Below are 19,925 nucleotides of genomic sequence, written 5' to 3'. Positions count from 1 at the left end.
TTAATGTCCAACTAAATTGGTCGAATTAATATAAATTATTTAAAATCATACTATTATAAATAATGTTAAAAAATGTGTATAAATATGCTTGCAAGGTATAAATATGTGGGTTTATGATTAACTCAAGATAAGTTTTTTGTTTACTTTAAGGTGCTTTAAAATGTTAAAAAAAGCTCTCATCACTGGTTTGTTAGTGGGTATGTCTTCTGTTGCCATGGCTGGACCTTGGACTGTTAAGGCAGGTGTTAGTTTATTAAATCCAACCCAAGAAACAAAATTAAATGCAGCAACAGTTGTAAAAGCTGACGATGAGGTTAACTTTACGCCATCTGTTGAATATAGTTTTGCAAATAGTCCTTTTTCTGTTGAATTATTATTAGCTGCACCATTTAAACAAGATGTTAAAATCAATGGTGCTAATGCGGTAGAATTAAAACATTTACCACCGACATTAACTGCAAAATATAACTTTCAAAACTCATCTCGTTTCACTCCTTATATTGGTGTAGGTGCGACAGCATTTATTCCATGGGATGTTAAAGGTGTGCAAGATGTAAAAGAAGATTTTGGTTTTGCAGGTCAGATCGGTTTTAACTTCCAGCCAGCTGACGCCAAAAACTGGGGTGTTTTTGTTGATGTGCGTTATGCTGATCTAAATCCAGAAGTTAAGGTAGATTCAACAACTAAATTTAATTTAGATATTGATCCTGTTGTTTATACATTAGGTTATAGCTATAACTTCTAATCATGCCATAAAAAATTAGGTCAATTTGCCCCGCTTAATGTGGGGCATTTTTATATAAGTCTTTTTACATAAAGCATGATAAATACAACGATTAACAGTATAAGTTCAAAATTTCTATGATTAGACTGGTAAAAAAGACAAAAGAGAATAAAGCTAGGAAGGTTTAAAATGCGTATCACCCATTTGTTTGCTTGTATATGCTTGTGTTTTACATCTAGCAGTTTTGCAGCGAGTTTTGATTGCAATAAGGCCAAACTTGCAACTGAAAAACAGATTTGTCAGGTCAGACAGCTCAACGATGCCGATGTAAAAATGGCAACGGTGTACAACATAGTCTTAAGGGCAGTTCCGATGGGCAGCCGTGATGCAGAAAAAGGATTGCAATATCAGTGGCTCAAACAAAGAAACCAGTGTGCTGCCAATACTGGATGCATTGCTAAAGCCTATCAGGTACGACAAACGCATCTCGATGAAATCATCAATCAACGGGTACTGAGTCAGGGACCTTTTTAAAATTAACAAGAAATTTTTGAATTTGTATATTGAAATTTGCTTTAAAAACGCCATTGATTACTCAGACAAATACAGAGTTACAATTCAAGGAGTTATCAATGAGCGAACAAAATGCTACACAAGAACAGGCCGCACAAAAACATAGTTTTCAGGCCGAAGTCGCACAATTATTGCATTTAGTCACGCATTCTTTGTATTCCAATCCAGAAATTTTCTTACGTGAATTAATTTCCAACGCTTCAGATGCTTGCGATAAATTGCGTTTTGAAGGGATCAATCATCCTGATTATTATGAAAATGACCCCGATCTACATGTCCGTGTAAGTCTGGATAAAGACAAAAAAACCATTACGATTTCTGATAATGGTATTGGCTTGAGTGAACAGGAAGCCATTGACAATCTGGGGACGATTGCAAAATCAGGTACCAAAGATTTTATGTCCAAGTTAACCGGTGATCAAAAATCTGATGCACAGCTTATTGGTCAATTCGGGGTTGGATTTTATTCAGGCTTTATTGTGGCAGATAAAATCACAGTAGAATCTCGTCGTGCGGGCTTGCCAGCTAATGAAGGTGTACGCTGGACCAGTGGTGGTACAGGTGACTTTGAGGTTGAGCAAATCAATAAAGCTTCTCGTGGTACCGATATTATTCTGCATTTGCGTGATGATGCACTGGAATATCTGGAATCCTATAAAGTAAAACAAATCATCAATAAATATTCCGATCACATCAGCTTGCCGATCGAAATGCAAAAAGAAGTCTGGCAGGAAGAGGAAGTTGCCGAGGGAGAAGAGCCTAAAGGTGGTCAGTATGTAAAAACTGATGAATGGGAAGCTGTGAATTCTGCCAGTGCGTTATGGACACGTAATAAAAATGAAATTAGCGATGAACAATACATCGAGTTTTATAAAAATCTGTCTCATGATTTCGAAGCACCATTGGCATGGACACATAACCGTGTTGAAGGTACCACCGAATATACGCAATTACTTTATATTCCACGCAAGGCACCACAGGATATTTTTACCCGTGAAGCCAAGGCAGGAATTAAGCTTTATGTAAAACGTGTATTTATCATGGATGATGCGGATAATCTGATTCCAAATTATTTACGCTTTGTACAGGGTGTGATTGACAGTGCCGATTTACCATTGAATGTCAGCCGTGAGTTATTACAGGAAAGTCGTGATGTTAAAACCATCCGTGAAGGTAATGCCCGTCGAATCTTGACACTGGTTGATGGTCTGGCTAAATCGGAAGATGAAAAAGATCAGGAAAAATTCAAACAGTTCTATAGTGAATTTGGTTCTGTGATCAAAGAAGGTTTGGGTGAGGATTTTGGTAATCGTGAGCGTATTTTAAAATTATTACGCTATGCAACCTCAACTAATGACGAAATCAGTACTTCATTTGCAGATTACAAAGCTCGTATGAAAGAGGGCCAAAAAGCCATCTATTATGTGACGGCGGACAGTCTGGCAGCTGCTAAAAACTCGCCTCAGCTTGAATTATTCAAGAAAAAAGGAATTGAAGTCTTGTTGATGGCAGATCGTGTTGATGAATGGGCAATGAACTTTGTGCATGAATTTGACGGTACACCACTGCAAAACGTGTCAAAAGGTGCGGTTGATCTTGGCGATTTACAGGATGCTGAAGAGAAAAAAGCACTGGAAGAGGCCGCTGAACAATTTAAACCTGTCATTGATAAATTAACCGATGCGCTAAAAGATAAAACCAAAGAAGTTCGTGTTACAACGCGTTTGGTTGATTCACCTGCTTGTCTGGTCACCAGTGAAGGTGAACTGTCCCCACAATTGGTTCGTATGTTAAAACAAGCGGGTCAGGCTATTCCGGAAACCAAGCCAACACTGGAAATTAACCCTGAACATCCACTGGTAAAAAAACTGGAAAATTCAGCTCAGTTTGATGATTTAGCCAATGTGATTTTTGATCAGGCGGTGATTGCAGAAGGTGGGTTGCCCGAAGATCCAGCAGCCTATGTTAAACGTATCAATAGCTTATTATTAAAATAAGCATTATTTGATAGAGATGCAGCACATCATACAAAGTATGGTGTGCTTTTTTTATATATTTCGTCATTAAAATAACAAATTTATACGTGAGAAATATGACAGACATGTTATAAATGAGAATAATTATCTATTAAAACCATGTCTAGAGGGTCAAAACAATGCAACAGATGATTTTAAAAAATGTATCAAAAACGCTATTGGCAGTTGGTCTGGTATTTGGCGTAAGTAGTTTGAGTCTTGCAGAATTTAAACAGGCGCCTTTACCTTATGCGACCAATGCTTTGGAACCATCGATTGATAAGGAAACCATGGAAATCCATTATGGCAAGCATCATAAAGCCTATGTGGATAATCTTAATGCACAAATTAAAACTTTCCCTGAACTGGATAAAACCGATTTAGTTGAATTACAAAAACATATTTCCAAATACAATACTGCGGTTCGTAATAATGGCGGTGGTCATTTTAATCATGATTTTTTCTGGAATAGCCTTGCGCCAAGCAATAAAACCGGCCAGCCAAGTGCAGCATTATTAAAACAGATTAATACCGACTTTGGTTCACTTGATGCATTCAAGCAAAAATTTAATGAAGCGGCGACAGGGCGTTTTGGATCAGGCTGGGCTTGGTTGATTGTGACACCTGATGGAAAACTGGCTGTGAGTTCAACACCGAATCAAGATAATCCGTTGATGGATGTTGCCGAAACCAAAGGTATTCCACTGTTAGGTCTGGATGTGTGGGAACATGCCTATTATTTAAAATATCAGAACCGCCGTGCAGACTATACTAAAGCCTTCTGGGATGTAGTGAACTGGAATACGGTCAATCAGCGCTTTGTTGCAGCCACCAAAAAATAATTTAAGTGATGGAAGAAAAAAGTGATTGCTGTCTATCGCAGTAATTACTTTTTTATTTTTATCATGATATAAGCTAAAGCCCCCTCAGTTAGAGAGATGCTTTAGATTGTTTGAATTAAATTAGAACCAGGTTTCCAGACGCAACAGCGCGCCGACATTATGACTGCGATCTTGTTCCTTATCATTGTAATAATTAACTTCGGTCTGGAAGAATAACCATTCACGAATAAAAGGTTGTCGCCATGAAATAAACGGGCCGTAACTATTGAGATCCGGTGTGCTGTCATCAATACGGCCACCCATATAAATACCATAGTTAAAACGATTATTCTTGAAAAATTGATGTTCACGAAACAGTCGGTTGTCCCAAAAGAAATTCTGTTCGCCATCATCAGTATAGGTTAGGCTAAATTGATCCGATAAAAATGCCTCATTGGGACGAGCATGGCGAAGTTCCAGATTGGTACGCAGATAATGTTTACTATCTAGTCCATAGCGATAGATTTGCTCGACATGGGTACTAAAATCATTTTTTAATTGCCAGTCTTTTTGCCCTTTTAAGCGCAGATACACATCATCACCTGAACGAATACCTAGATCGACATCAGTATCGATATCCCATGGGTTTTTCCACTGATCCCAGCGCAGAGCAAGGGAGGAGTTATCATCTCTTGATTGTTTGCGGTCAATGGTTCGACTAGAATTACCTTGTGGATTTTCATTGGTAATGGCGACGTTACCCCGAATTTCGTTATCCAGTGAGTCATCACCAAATACCACACTAAAGCGATTTTCTAGGGTCGGTAGTCTGATTTTCCCGCGAATACGGGGTTTGACACTGTAATCGTCATATTTATTCCATTCGGTATCCAGAATAATGCGCAAATTGGCGGAGGCAGCATCATTTGGATCAGGTTCTCCAAACCAGTCGTCAATATGATAGGCATAATCCTGTAACTTTTCTTTAAATTGATATTGTTTTTTATCCCACCATGAGTTGTCTTTGGTTTCTTCTACACTTGGAACAATCGCCTGATCAGACTGTTCTGGCAAAATCGTAGGTAAACTGTCAATTGTTTTGGGAATCGTATCCATCCATGTCCCGGTCTCTGTATTTTCGGTATTTATTGCTGGTGACGATTGTTCTGCAAAAGCGTGGGCGACTGAGAGGCATCCCAATGCAAATAAACAAGAGCGATAAAAATGCATGTGTGTTCCCCGAATTATTATATGTTGGTTATATTAGCTTTAATGTTTGGCGTAAAGTGTTAGTTTAATGTTTTTAATAATATCAGTAAACTCATTGTGTTAAGACAGATTTTGTAGCATGAATACCTGAGCATTTGGGTCGGTTTTTATTTCGATCAGCTCGTACAGGCAATATTTACGCAGGACAATACCGCCTTTTATTATTTTGTTATTGCTAAACAAAGTGAATTAGGATGATTTACACTTTAATTTAAAGTTGTTAACAATTTATTTGGTAAATGTCTACAAATTTTGCTTATTTGGCATATTTCATGCTTTTTCTTTTGTGAAATTTATTTTGGAACAAAATGGGGGCCTAAAGTATGTCGGATGAGAAAACAACGGTTGCACCAGAACATGAGTTTTTAGGCTTTGGAAAAAGTTTTGCTTATGGTTTACAGCATGTATTAACCATGTATGGTGGGATTGTTGCGCCGCCGTTAATTGTTGGTACAGCGGCTGGATTTACTGCCGAGCAAATTGCAATGCTGATCACCGCTTCTTTATTTATTGGCGGTTTGGCAACTATGTTGCAAACGCTGGGGATAAAATATTTCGGTGCAAAATTACCGCTGGTACAAGGGGTATCTTTTGCCAGTGTCGCAACCATGGTGGGCATTGCAACAACCGGTGGCGGCTTCAATGTGGTACTCGGTGCAGTGATTGGCGCTGCTCTGATTGGTTTAATTATTGCGCCGTTCTTTGCCAAGATTATTCGCTTCTTTCCACCGATCGTGACTGGTTGTGTGATTACCATTATCGGAATTTCATTAATGCCGGTTGCAGTTCGCTGGGCCATGGGCGGCAATAATAAAGCACCGGATTTTGGTTCGGTAGAAAATATTGGTTTGGCAGCCATGACCCTGTTAATTTTATTGATTCTGAGTAAAGTCGGTAATGAAACGATTCGACGTTTATCAATTTTATTATCAATTGTGATTGGTGCTGTATTGGCAGCATTCATGGGATTTGGTAATTTTTCCAGTGTGACCTCAGGTGCATGGGTTGCGATTCCTGATTTTCTGGCATTTGGTGCACCTGTATTTAGTATTTCAGCGATTCTGGCGATGGTGATTGTGACCATTGTGATTTTGACTGAAACCACAGCAGATATTATTGCGGTTGGTGAAATCGTTGGCACCAAAGTAGATGACAAACGAATTGCCGATGGTTTACGTGCAGACATGTTATCAAGTGCTGTTGCACCATTATTCGGTACATTTATGCAAAGTGCCTTTGCACAAAATGTAGGGTTGGTTGCCATGACTGGGGTGAAAAGCCGTTTTGTGGTTGCCGCAGGTGGTGCAATTCTGGTTATTCTTGGCTTATTGCCAATTATGGGACGTGTGGTTGCTGCTATTCCTACACCAGTATTGGGTGGAGCAGGTCTGGTTCTGTTTGGTTCAGTTGCTGCCAGTGGAATTCGTACTTTAGGCAAAATTGACTATAGTTTGCAAAAGAATCTGATTATTGTGGCAACATCTTTGGCTGTCGGTATGATTCCTTTGGCAAATGGTGATTTCTACGCACAATTTCCAACCTGGTTTAAAACATTGTTCCATTCAGGCATCAGTGCAACATGTTTAATGGCCGTAGTGTTAAATATATGGTTTAACCATATTGGTGTAAAAGCAGAAAGTACAGAAAATGTCTCTGATACTGATAATACATTTAAATCTTCTGCACATTAATGTGATGACTTGATGCTGAATAAAAAAACGGGGCAGTATGTTTCGTTTTTTATTCAACCCTCGGGATAGCAGTTTTTTGTATCTATATCTCTAGCAGGGTAGAGATATAGAAATTTGCGATGTAGACTTGAATTTCAGATTAAACTTGCTAGGCTTGCTGCAAATAAATAAAGTTGTATAACAAGATGAAAAAGAAGCTTGGCTTAAGTGCCATATTGTTGATGCAGATGAGTTCGGTCTGGGCATTGGATTTACTGCAAGCTTACCACCTTGCATTGGAAAATGATCCTGCATGGCGGGCCAACCAGCAGCGTTTTCAGATCGAACAACAAAATCTGGGTATTGCCAAAGGGGCAGTATTGCCAACTGTGAGTGTGAATGCATCTTTGCAAAAGCAATTTCAGGATGATGACCAGTCTGCCAATAGTAGTTTAAACATTGGTGGACAAGAAATTCATTTTTATAATGCCAATACCACCACCAAACAGGCTTCGGTGAGTTTGCGCCAGCCATTGTTTCGTATGGATGTGTGGCAGCAATATCAAAAAGTTAAAATTTCACAGCAACTTGCAGAGTTAAAATTACAATCGCAACAACAGGATTTGATTCTAAATGTTGCAAAAAGTTATTTTGATGTATTACGCCAGCAAAGTTTATTAAATGTCAATCGGCAACAGGAAACTGTACTGTTACAGCAATATAAAATGATGGAAGCCAAATTTAAAGAAGGTTTGGTGGCGCGCATGGATGTCAGTGAAGCAGATGCACAATATCAAAGCACATTAGCCGAACGCGTGGCAGGAGAAGTGCAATATCAGTTGGCATTGGAACAATTTTGGCAATATATTGGTGCAAATTATTCTAATTTGTCCCAGTTGAGTGCAGATTTTCAGTTTCAGCCACCGGTTCCTGCCAATATTGATGCATGGATTGCACTTGCCGAGCGTAATAATCTTTCCTTGAATCAGGTACGAGCAACCTATAAGGTCAGTCAACAGCAGATAAAAGTGGATCGGGCCGATTATTATCCACGATTAGAGGCTTTTGCGACATCTGCCTGGAATAAACAAACGCCAGAAAATATTATTAGTAGTAATGGTCGATCAGATCAGGTTGGATTGCAGTTGAGCTGGGTGCCTTATGATGGTACACGTTCGCAGATCATTAAAAAATCCCAGCTTGAAGCCAGTGCAGCACACACTGATATTGATACAGAGCTCAAGCAGGTACAAACAGATGTGAAACGTGCTTTTTTGCAAGTATCAACCGGTGCCAGTCAGCTCAATGCTTATAAGGTTGCCATGCAATCTGCACAGTTGGTATCAGAGGCATCTCAGGCCAGTTATCAGGAAGGTTTGAAAAGTATGGTGGATGTGTTGCTGGCACAGCGCAATGCTTTTTCTGCCAAGCAGGATTATGTTAATGCACAATATGATTATATTTTGAATGTACTGCAACTACGTGCCTTAAGCGGACAATTGACCGAAGATGATTTGGCGCAATTAAATGCTTGGTTGCAATAATTCAAATGCTTTTCTTTCATGTTGTCATGATAATTTCATATAAACTCTATTTAATAAATCTTAAAAATATTACAATTTTTAGGAGTACGCACCTTGGAGCCAAACAATACTGTGTTTAGTCATCATATATCATCACAATTTAACGAAGACATTCAAGATGTGAATACCAAATTCATGGCTATGGGTGGATTGGTTGAGCAGCAAGTGGCAAATGCCATTCATGCCTTATTGGATACAGATTTGGATTTGGCGATCAAAGTTCAATTTGAAGATAATGCAGTGAATCGTTTTGAGCAGGAAATTGATGAAGCATTGACGTTGATTTTGGCACGTCGTCATCCTGCGGCAAGTGATTTGCGTATGGTCATTGCGATGAGCAAAGCCAATACCGATCTTGAACGAATCGGTGATGAAGCGGCAAAAATTGCCCGTATTGCACAGAATCTCTGTGAAGAAGGCGAATCGCCACGCGGCTATATGGAAACACGTCATATTGGTAATCAGGTGCGTATTATGATCCGTGAGGCACTGGATGCGTTTGCACGTCTGGATGCAGAAGCTGCAGTACAGGTGATGCGTGCTGATGGTGATATTGACCGTGAATACTCTTCCGCCATGCGTGCCTTGATGACGTATATGATTGAAGATCCTCGTCACATTAGTCGGGTGATTAATGTTATGTGGGTATTACGCTCTCTGGAGCGGATTGGGGATCATGCACGCAACATCTCTGAGCAGGTGATTTATATGGTGAAAGGTATGGACGTGCGCCATACAGATGTGGATAAGGTTGAAGAGCAGGTCCAAGCGAAAACCACAGCCATTGAACAGAAGAAAACACCAGAATAATATTTAAGGATTTGAGTCTTTAGCTTGATTGGTCATAAAAAAACCTCGATTGACGAGGTTTTTTTACAGGGTTATTTTATTTCTGTTCGGTCCAGCCTTCGGCTTTTTCAACAGAATCATCATTGCTGAAGAACTTTTCCCGTTGTTCTTCGAGGAATTTTTTTGCATCTGCTTCAAATACATTCAATCTCTTTTCATTGATCAGCGTGGTTTGATGCTGTAGCCATTCTTGCCATGCCTGTTTAGACACAGTCTCGAAAAATTCCTGGCCTTTTGCACCCGGGAATGGGGCAAAGTCCAAACCTTCCATTTCTTTTTGATATTTGCGGCAAAATACTTGTCTAGTCATATTGTGATCCTGAAAAGTCCCGCTTTACTTTTTTAGCCAAGCGGGATTTAGGGAGATTTAAAGCTGTTCGATGCGGGTACGAGCACGTGCGATTGCGGCAGCAACCTGAGCTGGCGCAGTACCACCGATATGGTTGCGGGCAGCAACGGAGGCTTCCAGTGTTAATGCCTTATCAAATACATCTGCCTGAATTAATGGTGAAAATTGCTGTAATTGTGCCAATGTCAGTTCGGATAAGTCTTTATCTTCCTGTACACCTAAGGCCACAGCTTTACCCACGATTTCATGTGCATCACGAAATGCTACGCCATTTTTAACCAGATAGTCGGCAAGATCGGTTGCAGTCGAGAAACCACGTAGTGCAGCTTCACGCATATTATCGATATTCGGAACCAGTGCCGGAATCATATCGGCAAAAGACATCAGACTGCCACGCACGGTATCAATCGCATCGAATAAAGGTTCTTTATCTTCCTGATTGTCTTTGTTGTAAGCCAAAGGCTGACCTTTCATCAAGGTCAATAGGCTAATTAAATCACCATAGACACGACCGGTTTTACCGCGAACCAGTTCGGGAACGTCCGGATTTTTCTTTTGTGGCATGATCGATGAGCCGGTGCAGAAACGATCCGGAATCTGTACAAATTTAAATTGTGCCGAGGTCCACAGGACCAACTCTTCCGACATACGTGATAAATGCATCATGATCAACGCAGCAGCAGCATTAAATTCAATGGCAAAATCACGATCCGATACGCCGTCTAGTGAATTTTCACAGACTGCTTCAAAACCCAATAATTCGGCTGTATATGCCCGATCAATTGGATAAGTCGTTCCTGCCAGTGCCGCAGAACCTAAAGGCATACGATTGACACGTTTACGACAATCAATCAGACGTTCACTATCACGTAACAACATTTCAAACCATGCCAGCAGGTGATGACCAAAGGTGACAGGCTGTGCAGTTTGTAGATGGGTAAAACCCGGCATGATGGTATCGGTATTTTTGGCAGCAAGATCAAGTATGCCGCTTTGCAAACGTTTGAGTAATGCCAGAATTTGATCAATTTCGTCACGCAAATATAGGCGAATATCCGTTGCAACCTGATCATTTCGGCTACGGCCAGTGTGTAATTTTTTACCGGTGATGCCAATACGATCTGTTAAACGTGCTTCAATATTCATATGCACATCTTCAAGATCGATACGCCAGTCGAACTGACCTGCTTCAATTTCTGCTTGAATGGCGGTCAAGCCATTGATAATGTCATCACGTTCCTGTGTCGTGAGGACGCCGACTTTGGCCAGCATGGTTGCATGAGCAATGGAACCTGCGATATCTTGACGATAAAAGCGTTGGTCAAATTGTACAGAGGCAGTGAATTCGGCAACAAAAGCATCGGTTGCTTCACTAAAACGACCACCCCACATGCCGGAAGTTGCAGATGTTGTCGCTGGAGAGTTTGATGATTGCGTAGTCATGACAATAATTAGTTTTCAGAAGCATTAAATCGATGAGAGTATAGCAGATTATCGCATGCTTGCTAAAAGAAGTATCAGTAGACCTTATGCAAAAGAATGGGTCTAAAAAGAGCCAGTTTAAAGTTCTAAAGTAGAGTACGCCAATGCCACCGCCACAACGCTTATCTTCGACTTTTTCCAAATCACGCTATTATTTCAGTGATTTCAGACGTTGGCGACATGTGCTAGAGCTTTTATTGGCCAGCAATCTTCTTGCAGTCATTCTGGCGGTCGCCAGCGTTAAAGATTTATCAGAACTATCGTTGATTACATTGCTGCATTATCTTTTATTTGTCAGTTGGGTAGCGATCTGCTTTGCGGTCTGTGTGGATAAATTACAAAAATTTCTAACCCGCTTTGATCGTCATATTGCGCTGATGATCTGTTTTCTTCTTTTAATTGTACTGGTGTTATCGAGTACTTGTGCAGTCAATATTCTAAAATTTATGGGCGATAGATCTCAACAGTACTTAGATGTATCTACTATTTTTGCAGGTGGTTTACATCATGTGGTGTTGGGTGGTGGTGTCGGATTGATTTGCCTGCGTTATTTATATGTGCGTGAACAATGGATTGAACAGCAACAATCCGAATTAATGGCACGCGTACAGGCATTACAGGCACGTATTCATCCACATTTTTTATTTAACAGCCTAAATACTGTGGTGAGTTTAATTGCAATTGATCCTTTTAAGGCAGAGCAAATGCTGATTGATTTATCCGGTTTATTCCGTGCCAGTCTGACGGAATTACGGGAAGTTGCCTTGCAAGAAGAGATTGATCTATGCCAGCGTTATTTAAAAATTGAGTCGGTACGACTGGGCGATCGGCTGCATGTAAAATGGCGAATTGAAGGTGAGGATCAACTTAAATTTGCAAAAATTCCTTTGCTTACCTTGCAGCCTTTGCTTGAAAACTGCATTTATCATGGAATTGAGTCAATGTCAGATCAAAGTACAGTGAGTATATTGATTGAAGTGATTGATCGACAGGTGAGTATTGTACTCACGAATCCCTATCAATCCGGATTGCAATCAACTCAGGGAAATGGCATTGCAATTGATAATGTGAAACAACGGTTGATGGCCTATTATGGTGCAACAGTAAGCTTTAAGATTTTTGCACGTGATGGCATATTCACGACCTTGTTGAGTTATAAATACCAATAAATAGCAGATGGTGAATGTTGGCATCTGTCAGAAAAAAATGGGGAATACCATGGATATTGTCATTTGTGACGATGAGGCTTTAGCCCGTGAACGACTGGTACGTATGGTGACGCATCTCGGGCATTGTGTGGTTGCACAGGCAAATAATGGGAAACAGGCCATTGCAGCGGTAGAAAAATTTAGACCGGATGTAATCTTACTGGATATTCGTATGCCTGAAATGAATGGGTTGGATTGTGCAGTACAGCTGAGTCAGTTGGAAACACCACCTGCAATTGTATTTTGTACTGCATTTGATCAATATGCGATTGATGCATTTAAAACCCATGCAATTGCCTATTTATTAAAACCTATCCCTTTGGAAGATTTACAGCATGCATTGCATAAAGCAACCCGACTAAATCAGGCACAATTACAAGCACTTCCTGTCCAGACACAGGATTTAAATTCACTTACGCAGCATACAACCCGACAAAATATTGTAGCCCGAACGCATCGAGGGGTAGAGCTGATTCCAGTGGAAGATATATATTATTTTTTTGCCGATCAGAAATATGTCATGGTGCGCCACAAGCACGGACAGGTCTTGATTGATGAAACTTTAAAAGAACTGGAAAATGAATTTGCTGATGTTTTTATTCGTATTCATCGTAATGCGTTAATTTCTCTCAAACATCTGGAAGGTTTGGAAATGCTGGATAATGGTCAATATCAGGTCAGATGCAGGGAAATTGATGAGAAGCTATTAATCAGCCGGCGGCATCTACCGCATATCAAGGAACGAATGCAAAAGTTATAAATTTTGAGTCAAAAAATAAATTTATACTTGCATTTTTAAGGCATGGCGTTAGTGTTGGCTTAGGTCAAATCTCTGTGAAATCGAAAAACCATGTCTGTATTAAAAATTGCGACCCGACAAAGTCCGCTGGCCTTGTGGCAAGCGGAATTTATTCAGCAACAATTACAACAACGTTATCCAGCATTAAAGGTAGAGCTGGTCAAATTTGTGACGCAAGGGGATAAAATTCTCGATACCCCTTTGGCCAAAATTGGTGGCAAAGGTTTATTTGTCAAAGAGCTGGAAGCTGCCTTACTTGATGGGCGCGCAGATCTTGCTGTCCATTCCATGAAAGATGTTCCGATGCAACTGCCCGAAGGCTTATCACTGGCGGTGATTTGTGAACGTGAAGATCCATTTGATGCGTTTGTTTCTAACAGCTATGCCAGTTTCGATGAATTACCACAGGGCGCTATAGTTGGTACATCCAGTTTGCGCCGCCGTAGTCAGCTATTGGCAAAACGCCCCGATCTGGATATTCGCGATTTACGCGGTAATGTCGGTACACGTTTGTCCAAACTCGACGCTGGTCAATATGATGCCATTATTTTGGCAAGTGCAGGTTTAAAACGTCTTGGTTTAGGGGATCGTATTGCACATCGTATTGCCCCGGAGATTAGTTTACCAGCAGTAGGACAGGGTGCCTTGGGACTGGAATGCCGTAATGATGATCAACAGCTGCTAGATTATATTGGCTTTTTAATGCATGCAGAAACGTCGGCTTGTGTCCGTGCAGAACGTGCCTTTAATGCTTATCTAGAAGGTGGATGTCAGGTACCGATTGCTGCGTTTGCTCAGTTGCAAGATAACGGCACCTTGAGTATTGAGGGGCGTGTCGGATCTACTGATGGCGAGCAGTTATTGGTGGCAATACAGCAGGGTGATGCAGAACAGGCAGAACAGCTCGGTGTTGCACTGGCTCAGGATCTATTGCATCAGGGTGCGGGTGAACTGCTGCAAGCCCTCTATCAGCAATAGAATCTTTGTATCTCAATTCCTATGCAGATTTTTAATACACGCCCGCAAGCACGTGCACAAGCACTTAGTCAGGCGCTTCAGGCTTTAGGCTACGAGGTGTTTGAACTGCCTTTACTGGCATTAAAGCCATTGCCTCTTGATGATGTGCTAAGGTCTCAGTTTCGGGAGTTTTGCTCGGCAGAAATTGTGGTGGTTGTCAGTCGCATCGCTGCACAATTGGGCGTGCAATATTATCGTGAGCTTGGGCTGGACATGGCGTTATTGCAACAAAAAAAATGGATTGCAGTCGGGCGTTCAACACAGCTGGCTTTACAGGAATATGCGTTGCATAGTGAATGTCCCAGCGTTGAAACCAGTGAAGGCATGTTGCAACTTGATGTGTTGAATCATTTACAGGATAAAACCATTGCTTTCTGGCGAGGAATTGGTGGTCGAACCCTAATGATGCAGCATTTGCAAAAGCAGGGTTGTCATATCCAAAATATATTGTTATATAGTCGGCAATGTCCACAATATAATCGTGCGGAACTGGCAATAAAATTTTCACATTTACCTGCCATTATACTGATAAGTAGTGAAGAAAGCTGGAAAAACTGGCTCAAATTGTGTCAGGACTTTGTTCAGGCACAGCAATGTCTGGGCCAGAATATCTATATTGTTCTGGGTGATCGGGTAAGTCAGGTCGTACAGCATTATTTTGACAACAGGCAGACTGTTGCAACAATACTTACCGTGCATCATCTCGATGTACATACCATCCACCAACGATTACAGCAGCATATGGGTTATGAATAAAGTTTTATGGATAATTCTCATTGTACTTGGCGCATGGTTATCTAAGCTGAGTATAGATGTGTATTCGTTGGAAAATCAGAAAATCGATGTATTAAATAAAAATATAGAACAACAAAATCAGCGGGTCGCCAGTCTTTATGATCAGTTGATTGCCTTGCAAAAACAACAAAATGGTCAGCCTTTAGCTGTGCCGAAAACAGCGCCTGCGACGGCCATGAGTAGCACGACAGAGGAAAAAACTTATTCGGCTCAGGATTATGTACAGGACCGGTTACAGTTAATTCAGGCTGCATTACAGCAACAACGTTTTACTGTGGCTTTGGAGCAGATTCAACATTTAAGACAACAGTTAATTGAGAAAAAACTTTTATCGGAAAGCTTAAATCTGGCATTGATTGAGGCATTAAGCAAAGACCAAAGCGCAATCACTTTATATATGCAGCAGCGTGCAGAACATCAACAGATTTTACAACAGCAATTACTCAAAATTGGACGTAACTTTCAGGCAGATTCGCTTGATCAGGCACAAAGTAAATGGCAATGGTCAAATTGGCTGAGTATTGGCAAAGCCGACCAAATTCCAGACTTGCAGCAGCGTAAATTATATTTTAAACAGCTACAATTACAGCTTTTGCTGGCACAGCAAGCATTATATGCGGGGCAAACCATATTTTACCGTTCCCAAATTCAGGACATAATCGTAGGATTATCTGCGTATCCCGATCGTAATGCCCGTAAGGTCATTGAAAGTTTGCAGAAACTTGATCGTTTGGCATTATCAGCACCGCCACAACTGAGTGCGCTAGCATTGATGCAAGCAAGTTAATAGTGTTGAAATATGAAACGGGCATCTAAAGTGGCAGGAGAGTTCAATGCGTGATCGGGTTTTAAGCTATATCTGCCTGACGATGTTGCTCATTGCAGTCATCTTTGTACTGAGTTTTAATTCCGGCTTTGGCTATGTATATATTCAGTGGCTAGGCTGGCAAATGCAAAGTAATCTTTTTGTATTGCTGGTTTTTTTGGTCGGTTTTATGGCGGTATTTTYGCTGTTATGGCATATATTGCGTAAATTCTTCCGTCGCCGTTTCCAAAAACATATTATACCCAAATCATTTCAGGAATTGCATCCATACGAACGTATCGGCATTGTCTGGTTATTACATGCCGAACTGGTCGAGCAGGAACGGGTGATTTCTACCTATCAAAATTCTGAACTGCTGTATCCTCTGATTTCGGCGAGATTGCTCATTGATCAGGGTCATGGCGATCAGGCCAGACAATGGCTTAAAGAAAACCAAAATCCGCTATTTGAACTGGCAGAGTTGCTGAAGATTGATATCGCTTTGGCAGATAAAAATTATGCCGAGGCACTCGATCGTCTGGAGTTTCTAACGGTTCAGCCCCTGTCGATATGGTTGCAGGCTGTAGAAAAAGCCTATCAGGCGGAGTTAAGGGAAAAATGGTTATTATTATCCAAGACCTGTCCATGGTGGATTTTTAAAGCCTCTCATCAACCGCAATTTAATCCTGAACAGAATGTGATTTGGTTACAGGCTTTACTGGATCAAAGTCTCGAGGCCAGTGATGCGGATCAGCAGTTATTTTTAGAATGGTATCAATCCATTGCTTTAGATTTACCTGATATGGATATTCAGGAACAAATTCTCATCTTAAAATTATTGAGTCAATTTGCGGTATTTAATGCTGAAAGTGCCGATTTTGCACAAAAAATATTGCAGCAACGATTTGTACCAGAAGTATTATATATCTGGCTAGATAAAGCATTACATCAACAACAACCGATACAATATCTGGAACAGCAAATACAGCAATGGCAGGAATTATATCCTGCACAGCCGAGTTTAACTTTTGCACAGTGGCATATCTATCAACGACAGCAAAATTTTGAACAGGCCAGACAGCTTTTAAATCAATTTCCTGACGATGCCTATATGGCATATTTACGGATTCAGGATGCGATTAAATCTTCAGATGCTTTGCAAGACGATCTAAAGCTGCTGTTACAATATTCAAAGCAAGATTTTAAATTTGACTTATAGTGATCACAGCATATGCGTATTCCAGCCTTAATTAACTATCCATTGGTTTTTAAACAAGTTGTTGCCTGGGGTGACATGGATGCTTTTGGACATGTTAATAATGTGCAATATTATCGTTATATTGAAAGTGCCCGTATTGCCTATTTAAGCCAGCTCAATATTTTTAATCTGGATATTTATACAGTGATCGCCAGTAGCAATTGTCGCTATTTAAGTCCGGTGATTTATCCGGATGTATTACATATTGGTGCGCGCGTTGAGGAACTGCGTCAGTCTGCAATGCGGATGTCTTATGTTTTATATAGCGAGCAACAGCAAAAAATAGTTGCTGAAGGCGAAGCGGTTATCGTTTGTCTGGATAAATCTACCCTTAAAAAATCGAATATGCCGATTGTATTAAAACAGCAAATTATCCAGCTTGAAGCCACTGTTGAGCATGTAATAAATTTATAAACATTTGATGTGAATAACATTCTATTTTTTATTTTAAAAGAAATTGTGAAGGTTTTTATTTGCTAAATGAAAGCAGAACTTCATAATATAAAAACAAATCACAAAATAATAATATTATGTGTACTTTTTATTCTAAAAATAATAATAATGTGGTATATAATACGCCTTAAGATTAAAAATAGTTTTATAGATTTAACTGGAGTTCTATATGTCAACTAATATCGAAAATTTAGATATTAACCAATTACAGGCTTTAAAAGAACAAGCTGATGCACTGATTGAAAAGAAACAACGTGCAAAAGTGGATGAAGCGTATCAAGAATTACTGGATGTTGCCAATAGCGTTGGCCTAAGTCTAGAAGAGTTGATCGAACATGGTCGTAAAACCAAAAAATCTACAGTGAAACGTACTGTTGCACCAAGATACCGTAACCCGAAAAATAGCAATGAAACATGGACTGGTCGTGGTAAACAACCGCGTTGGGTTGTAAGTGCTCTAGCTGAAGGTAAGAGTATCGACGATTTATTGATCTAAATCATCTGGCATTCATGACACTGTCATTTTTATAAGCTATAACATTCAAACCAAGCGAAAACGCTTGGTTTTTTGTGTTTGAATAGGTGTTGTTCGTTGGTAAAATATGCATAATGTCATCATAGCGAGTGCGGCAACAAGCAAAATCACATACAGGACGTAAATAAGGTATGCGTGTTGATGACAAATAAAAAACGAATTCGATTTTGGGCGATACTTTTTATTGCCTTATTTGCCGTATTTATTGTTCTCCAGGTTCCCGCAGTTTGGTTGTTAAAAAAGTTCGCGCCCGATTTACGCATGTTGCAAAATGTTAGCGGCAATATCTGGCAAGGGCAGGCGGACTGGAATATTAATGAGCTACAAGGCACTGTGCATTGGTCAACACGGCCGTGGGAATTATTGCGTTTACGGGCAGCGAGTCACCTGACCATCCATAGCGGACAAACACAGTTGCAAGGTGTGGTCGCTTACGGGGTGGCTAAAAATATTTATCTACAAAACTTTAACGGTAAAATTAGCCCGGAAACTTTGGCAACACTGGTTGCATGGCAATGGCCCAGCACCTCCATGAATGTTAAAGATTTAAGTCTCAATTATAAAAGAAAAACTGGATTCCAATCAGGTGAAGGACAATTGTCATGGTCGGGCGGAATGTTGAATTACCCAATCGGTCAACGTTTTGAACGCATTGATATTCCACCTTTGGTTGGAGAGGTCAGTGTTGAAAAAGAAAAATTAAAACTCTTGGTGCGAGATAGTCAGAAACAACGTATGGCAGATATGTCCATTGGTGCGGATGGTATGCTGGATGTACAAATTACCCAGCGGTTTCTTTTGCACTCACCGGGTTATCAGGGCAAAGCAGGTCTTGATACGGCTGTGATTAGTACGCGTCAACCGCTTACAAGTCTAAGGGGTAAGTGATGATGCAACAGTGGTTATCCAGATTCGATTTACAAAAGCTTGATAAGCTTGCACCTGTACTTTTTTTTATTGTCATGATTTGGCTGTGCTGGCGCTTGGCAAGTTTGTTCTGGTGGTTTATTGCGCCTCCACAAATTCCGGTTATTCAGCCGGTTATTCTGGGTTCGCAGCAACCAGTTATGCCTAATATCGTAAGATTTTCATTATTTGAAGAACAGGGTCAGAATCCGCAAGCCCAGACACAGGCAAGTTTACCGCTTAAACTCGAAGGTGTTGTTTTAGCGAGTCCCCGTTATTTATCTTCTGCTGTTTTACGTGTCAATGATAAAGCGGATAGTTATCGAATCGGTGATAAGATTGCTGAAACTGGACTAGAACTTGCAGATGTGTACTGGGATCGGGTGATTATTCGTGAAAGTAGTGGACAAACCCGTGAAATAAAATTTGGTGAAGCCAGTACCACTGCCAATATCGCGCCACCACCTGTCGCGGCACCTACAAGTCCTGTAACACCAGAAAATAATAATACCGCAGATGGTGCAATTGGTGGTGCGATTGAGCAATTGCAAAAAGATCGGGAACAATATCTAAACCAGATGGGTGTAAATAGCGGACAAAATGGTTTTGAAGTTACGGATAAAACACCACCGGCTTTAAGGACAAGGCTAGGTTTAAAACCTGGAGATCGCATTATTTCTGTGAATGGGCAAACCCTTTCCGGCGCAACAAATGAGGCACAATTGCTTGAGCAAATTAGAAAAACAGGTCAGGCAAAAATTGAAATTCAGCGTGGTGATCAAACGATGACCATACAACAAAGTTTTTAAGGCAC

Annotated in this window: 20 protein-coding genes; 17 read left to right on the top strand and 3 right to left on the bottom strand. The window is 40.4% G+C overall.

Features of this window, described 5'->3' with window-relative positions; genetic code table 11:
- The first annotated feature begins 160 nt into the window (after window positions 1–160).
- The 4 genes from CAP51_RS05180 to CAP51_RS05165 all read left to right on the top strand — a co-directional run bounded on the left by CAP51_RS05180 (window position 161) and on the right by CAP51_RS05165 (window position 4,154).
- Window positions 161–745, top strand: coding sequence for an OmpW/AlkL family protein (locus CAP51_RS05180; RefSeq protein ID WP_087619653.1), 585 nt, complete (start codon window positions 161–163; stop codon window positions 743–745).
- A 168-nt stretch (window positions 746–913) separates the two neighbouring features.
- On the top strand, window positions 914–1,258 hold the full coding sequence (locus CAP51_RS05175) for a lysozyme inhibitor LprI family protein (RefSeq protein ID WP_087619652.1): 345 nt from the start codon (window positions 914–916) through the stop codon (window positions 1,256–1,258).
- Between the two features lie 98 nt (window positions 1,259–1,356).
- Window positions 1,357–3,294 carry a molecular chaperone HtpG gene (gene htpG / locus CAP51_RS05170; RefSeq protein WP_087619651.1) on the top strand — a complete coding sequence of 646 codons (1,938 nt, stop codon included), beginning with the start codon at window positions 1,357–1,359 and terminating at the stop codon, window positions 3,292–3,294.
- A gap of 158 nt (window positions 3,295–3,452) precedes the next feature.
- A complete protein-coding gene (locus CAP51_RS05165) occupies window positions 3,453–4,154 on the top strand; it encodes a superoxide dismutase (RefSeq protein WP_425426738.1) in 702 nt (233 codons plus the stop codon).
- 120 nt (window positions 4,155–4,274) lie between these two features.
- Here the strand turns inward: CAP51_RS05165 and CAP51_RS05160 are convergent, their stop codons facing one another.
- Complete coding sequence (locus CAP51_RS05160) at window positions 4,275–5,363, bottom strand: hypothetical protein (protein WP_213062671.1); 1,089 nt, start codon at window positions 5,361–5,363, stop codon at window positions 4,275–4,277.
- 362 nt (window positions 5,364–5,725) lie between these two features.
- Between CAP51_RS05160 and CAP51_RS05155 the strand changes: the two genes are divergently transcribed.
- The 3 genes from CAP51_RS05155 (at window position 5,726) to phoU (ending at window position 9,465) form a co-directional block, all read left to right on the top strand.
- Window positions 5,726–7,093, top strand: coding sequence for a nucleobase:cation symporter-2 family protein (locus tag CAP51_RS05155; RefSeq protein WP_087619649.1), 1,368 nt, complete (start codon window positions 5,726–5,728; stop codon window positions 7,091–7,093).
- Window positions 7,094–7,278: 185 nt separating this feature from the next.
- Window positions 7,279–8,616, top strand: a complete 1,338-nt coding sequence (locus tag CAP51_RS05150) for a TolC family outer membrane protein (protein WP_087619648.1) — start codon at window positions 7,279–7,281, stop codon at window positions 8,614–8,616.
- Window positions 8,617–8,709: 93 nt separating this feature from the next.
- Entirely contained in the window at window positions 8,710–9,465 is a 756-nt protein-coding gene (gene phoU / locus CAP51_RS05145; RefSeq protein ID WP_087619647.1) for a phosphate signaling complex protein PhoU, read from the top strand.
- Window positions 9,466–9,541: 76 nt separating this feature from the next.
- Here the strand turns inward: phoU and CAP51_RS05140 are convergent, their stop codons facing one another.
- Both CAP51_RS05140 and argH read right to left on the bottom strand, forming a co-directional pair.
- Entirely contained in the window at window positions 9,542–9,814 is a 273-nt protein-coding gene (locus tag CAP51_RS05140) for an oxidative damage protection protein (protein WP_087619646.1), read from the bottom strand.
- 57 nt (window positions 9,815–9,871) lie between these two features.
- Window positions 9,872–11,296, bottom strand: a complete 1,425-nt coding sequence (gene argH, locus CAP51_RS05135; RefSeq protein ID WP_171294727.1) for an argininosuccinate lyase — start codon at window positions 11,294–11,296, stop codon at window positions 9,872–9,874.
- Between the two features lie 143 nt (window positions 11,297–11,439).
- On the opposite strand from argH, the gene CAP51_RS05130 reads away from it, so the two are divergent.
- The 10 genes from CAP51_RS05130 to CAP51_RS05085 all read left to right on the top strand — a co-directional run bounded on the left by CAP51_RS05130 (window position 11,440) and on the right by CAP51_RS05085 (window position 19,920).
- Window positions 11,440–12,504: a sensor histidine kinase gene (locus tag CAP51_RS05130; RefSeq protein ID WP_087619644.1), complete on the top strand. Its 1,065-nt coding sequence runs from the start codon at window positions 11,440–11,442 to the stop codon at window positions 12,502–12,504.
- A 49-nt stretch (window positions 12,505–12,553) separates the two neighbouring features.
- Window positions 12,554–13,303, top strand: coding sequence for a LytR/AlgR family response regulator transcription factor (locus CAP51_RS05125; RefSeq protein WP_087619893.1), 750 nt, complete (start codon window positions 12,554–12,556; stop codon window positions 13,301–13,303).
- Window positions 13,304–13,393: 90 nt separating this feature from the next.
- Window positions 13,394–14,320, top strand: a complete 927-nt coding sequence (hemC, locus tag CAP51_RS05120) for a hydroxymethylbilane synthase (protein WP_087619643.1) — start codon at window positions 13,394–13,396, stop codon at window positions 14,318–14,320.
- Between the two features lie 21 nt (window positions 14,321–14,341).
- The gene (locus CAP51_RS05115; RefSeq protein WP_087619642.1) at window positions 14,342–15,115 is read left to right on the top strand and encodes a uroporphyrinogen-III synthase; all 774 of its coding nucleotides are present in this window, start codon (window positions 14,342–14,344) and stop codon (window positions 15,113–15,115) included.
- Window positions 15,108–15,941 carry a hypothetical protein gene (locus CAP51_RS05110; RefSeq protein ID WP_087619641.1) on the top strand — a complete coding sequence of 278 codons (834 nt, stop codon included), beginning with the start codon at window positions 15,108–15,110 and terminating at the stop codon, window positions 15,939–15,941. The genes CAP51_RS05115 and CAP51_RS05110 overlap by 8 nt, the downstream gene beginning before the upstream one ends.
- A gap of 46 nt (window positions 15,942–15,987) precedes the next feature.
- Window positions 15,988–17,178: a heme biosynthesis HemY N-terminal domain-containing protein gene (locus CAP51_RS05105; RefSeq protein ID WP_087619640.1), complete on the top strand. Its 1,191-nt coding sequence runs from the start codon at window positions 15,988–15,990 to the stop codon at window positions 17,176–17,178.
- A gap of 12 nt (window positions 17,179–17,190) precedes the next feature.
- The gene (locus CAP51_RS05100) at window positions 17,191–17,631 is read left to right on the top strand and encodes an acyl-CoA thioesterase (RefSeq protein ID WP_087619639.1); all 441 of its coding nucleotides are present in this window, start codon (window positions 17,191–17,193) and stop codon (window positions 17,629–17,631) included.
- 208 nt (window positions 17,632–17,839) lie between these two features.
- Window positions 17,840–18,166: an H-NS histone family protein gene (locus CAP51_RS05095; protein WP_087619638.1), complete on the top strand. Its 327-nt coding sequence runs from the start codon at window positions 17,840–17,842 to the stop codon at window positions 18,164–18,166.
- 180 nt (window positions 18,167–18,346) lie between these two features.
- A complete protein-coding gene (gene gspN, locus CAP51_RS05090; protein ID WP_087619637.1) occupies window positions 18,347–19,093 on the top strand; it encodes a type II secretion system protein N in 747 nt (248 codons plus the stop codon).
- A gap of 2 nt (window positions 19,094–19,095) precedes the next feature.
- A complete protein-coding gene (locus CAP51_RS05085) occupies window positions 19,096–19,920 on the top strand; it encodes a type II secretion system protein N (RefSeq protein ID WP_425426759.1) in 825 nt (274 codons plus the stop codon).
- The last annotated feature ends 5 nt before the right edge of the window (window positions 19,921–19,925 follow it).

Origin of the sequence: Acinetobacter populi, from assembly GCF_002174125.1 — a bacterium.
GTDB lineage: Bacteria > Pseudomonadota > Gammaproteobacteria > Pseudomonadales > Moraxellaceae > Acinetobacter > Acinetobacter populi.
The sequence above is the reverse complement of the archived record's forward strand: the minus strand, read 5'-3'. Positions and strand labels throughout refer to the sequence as shown.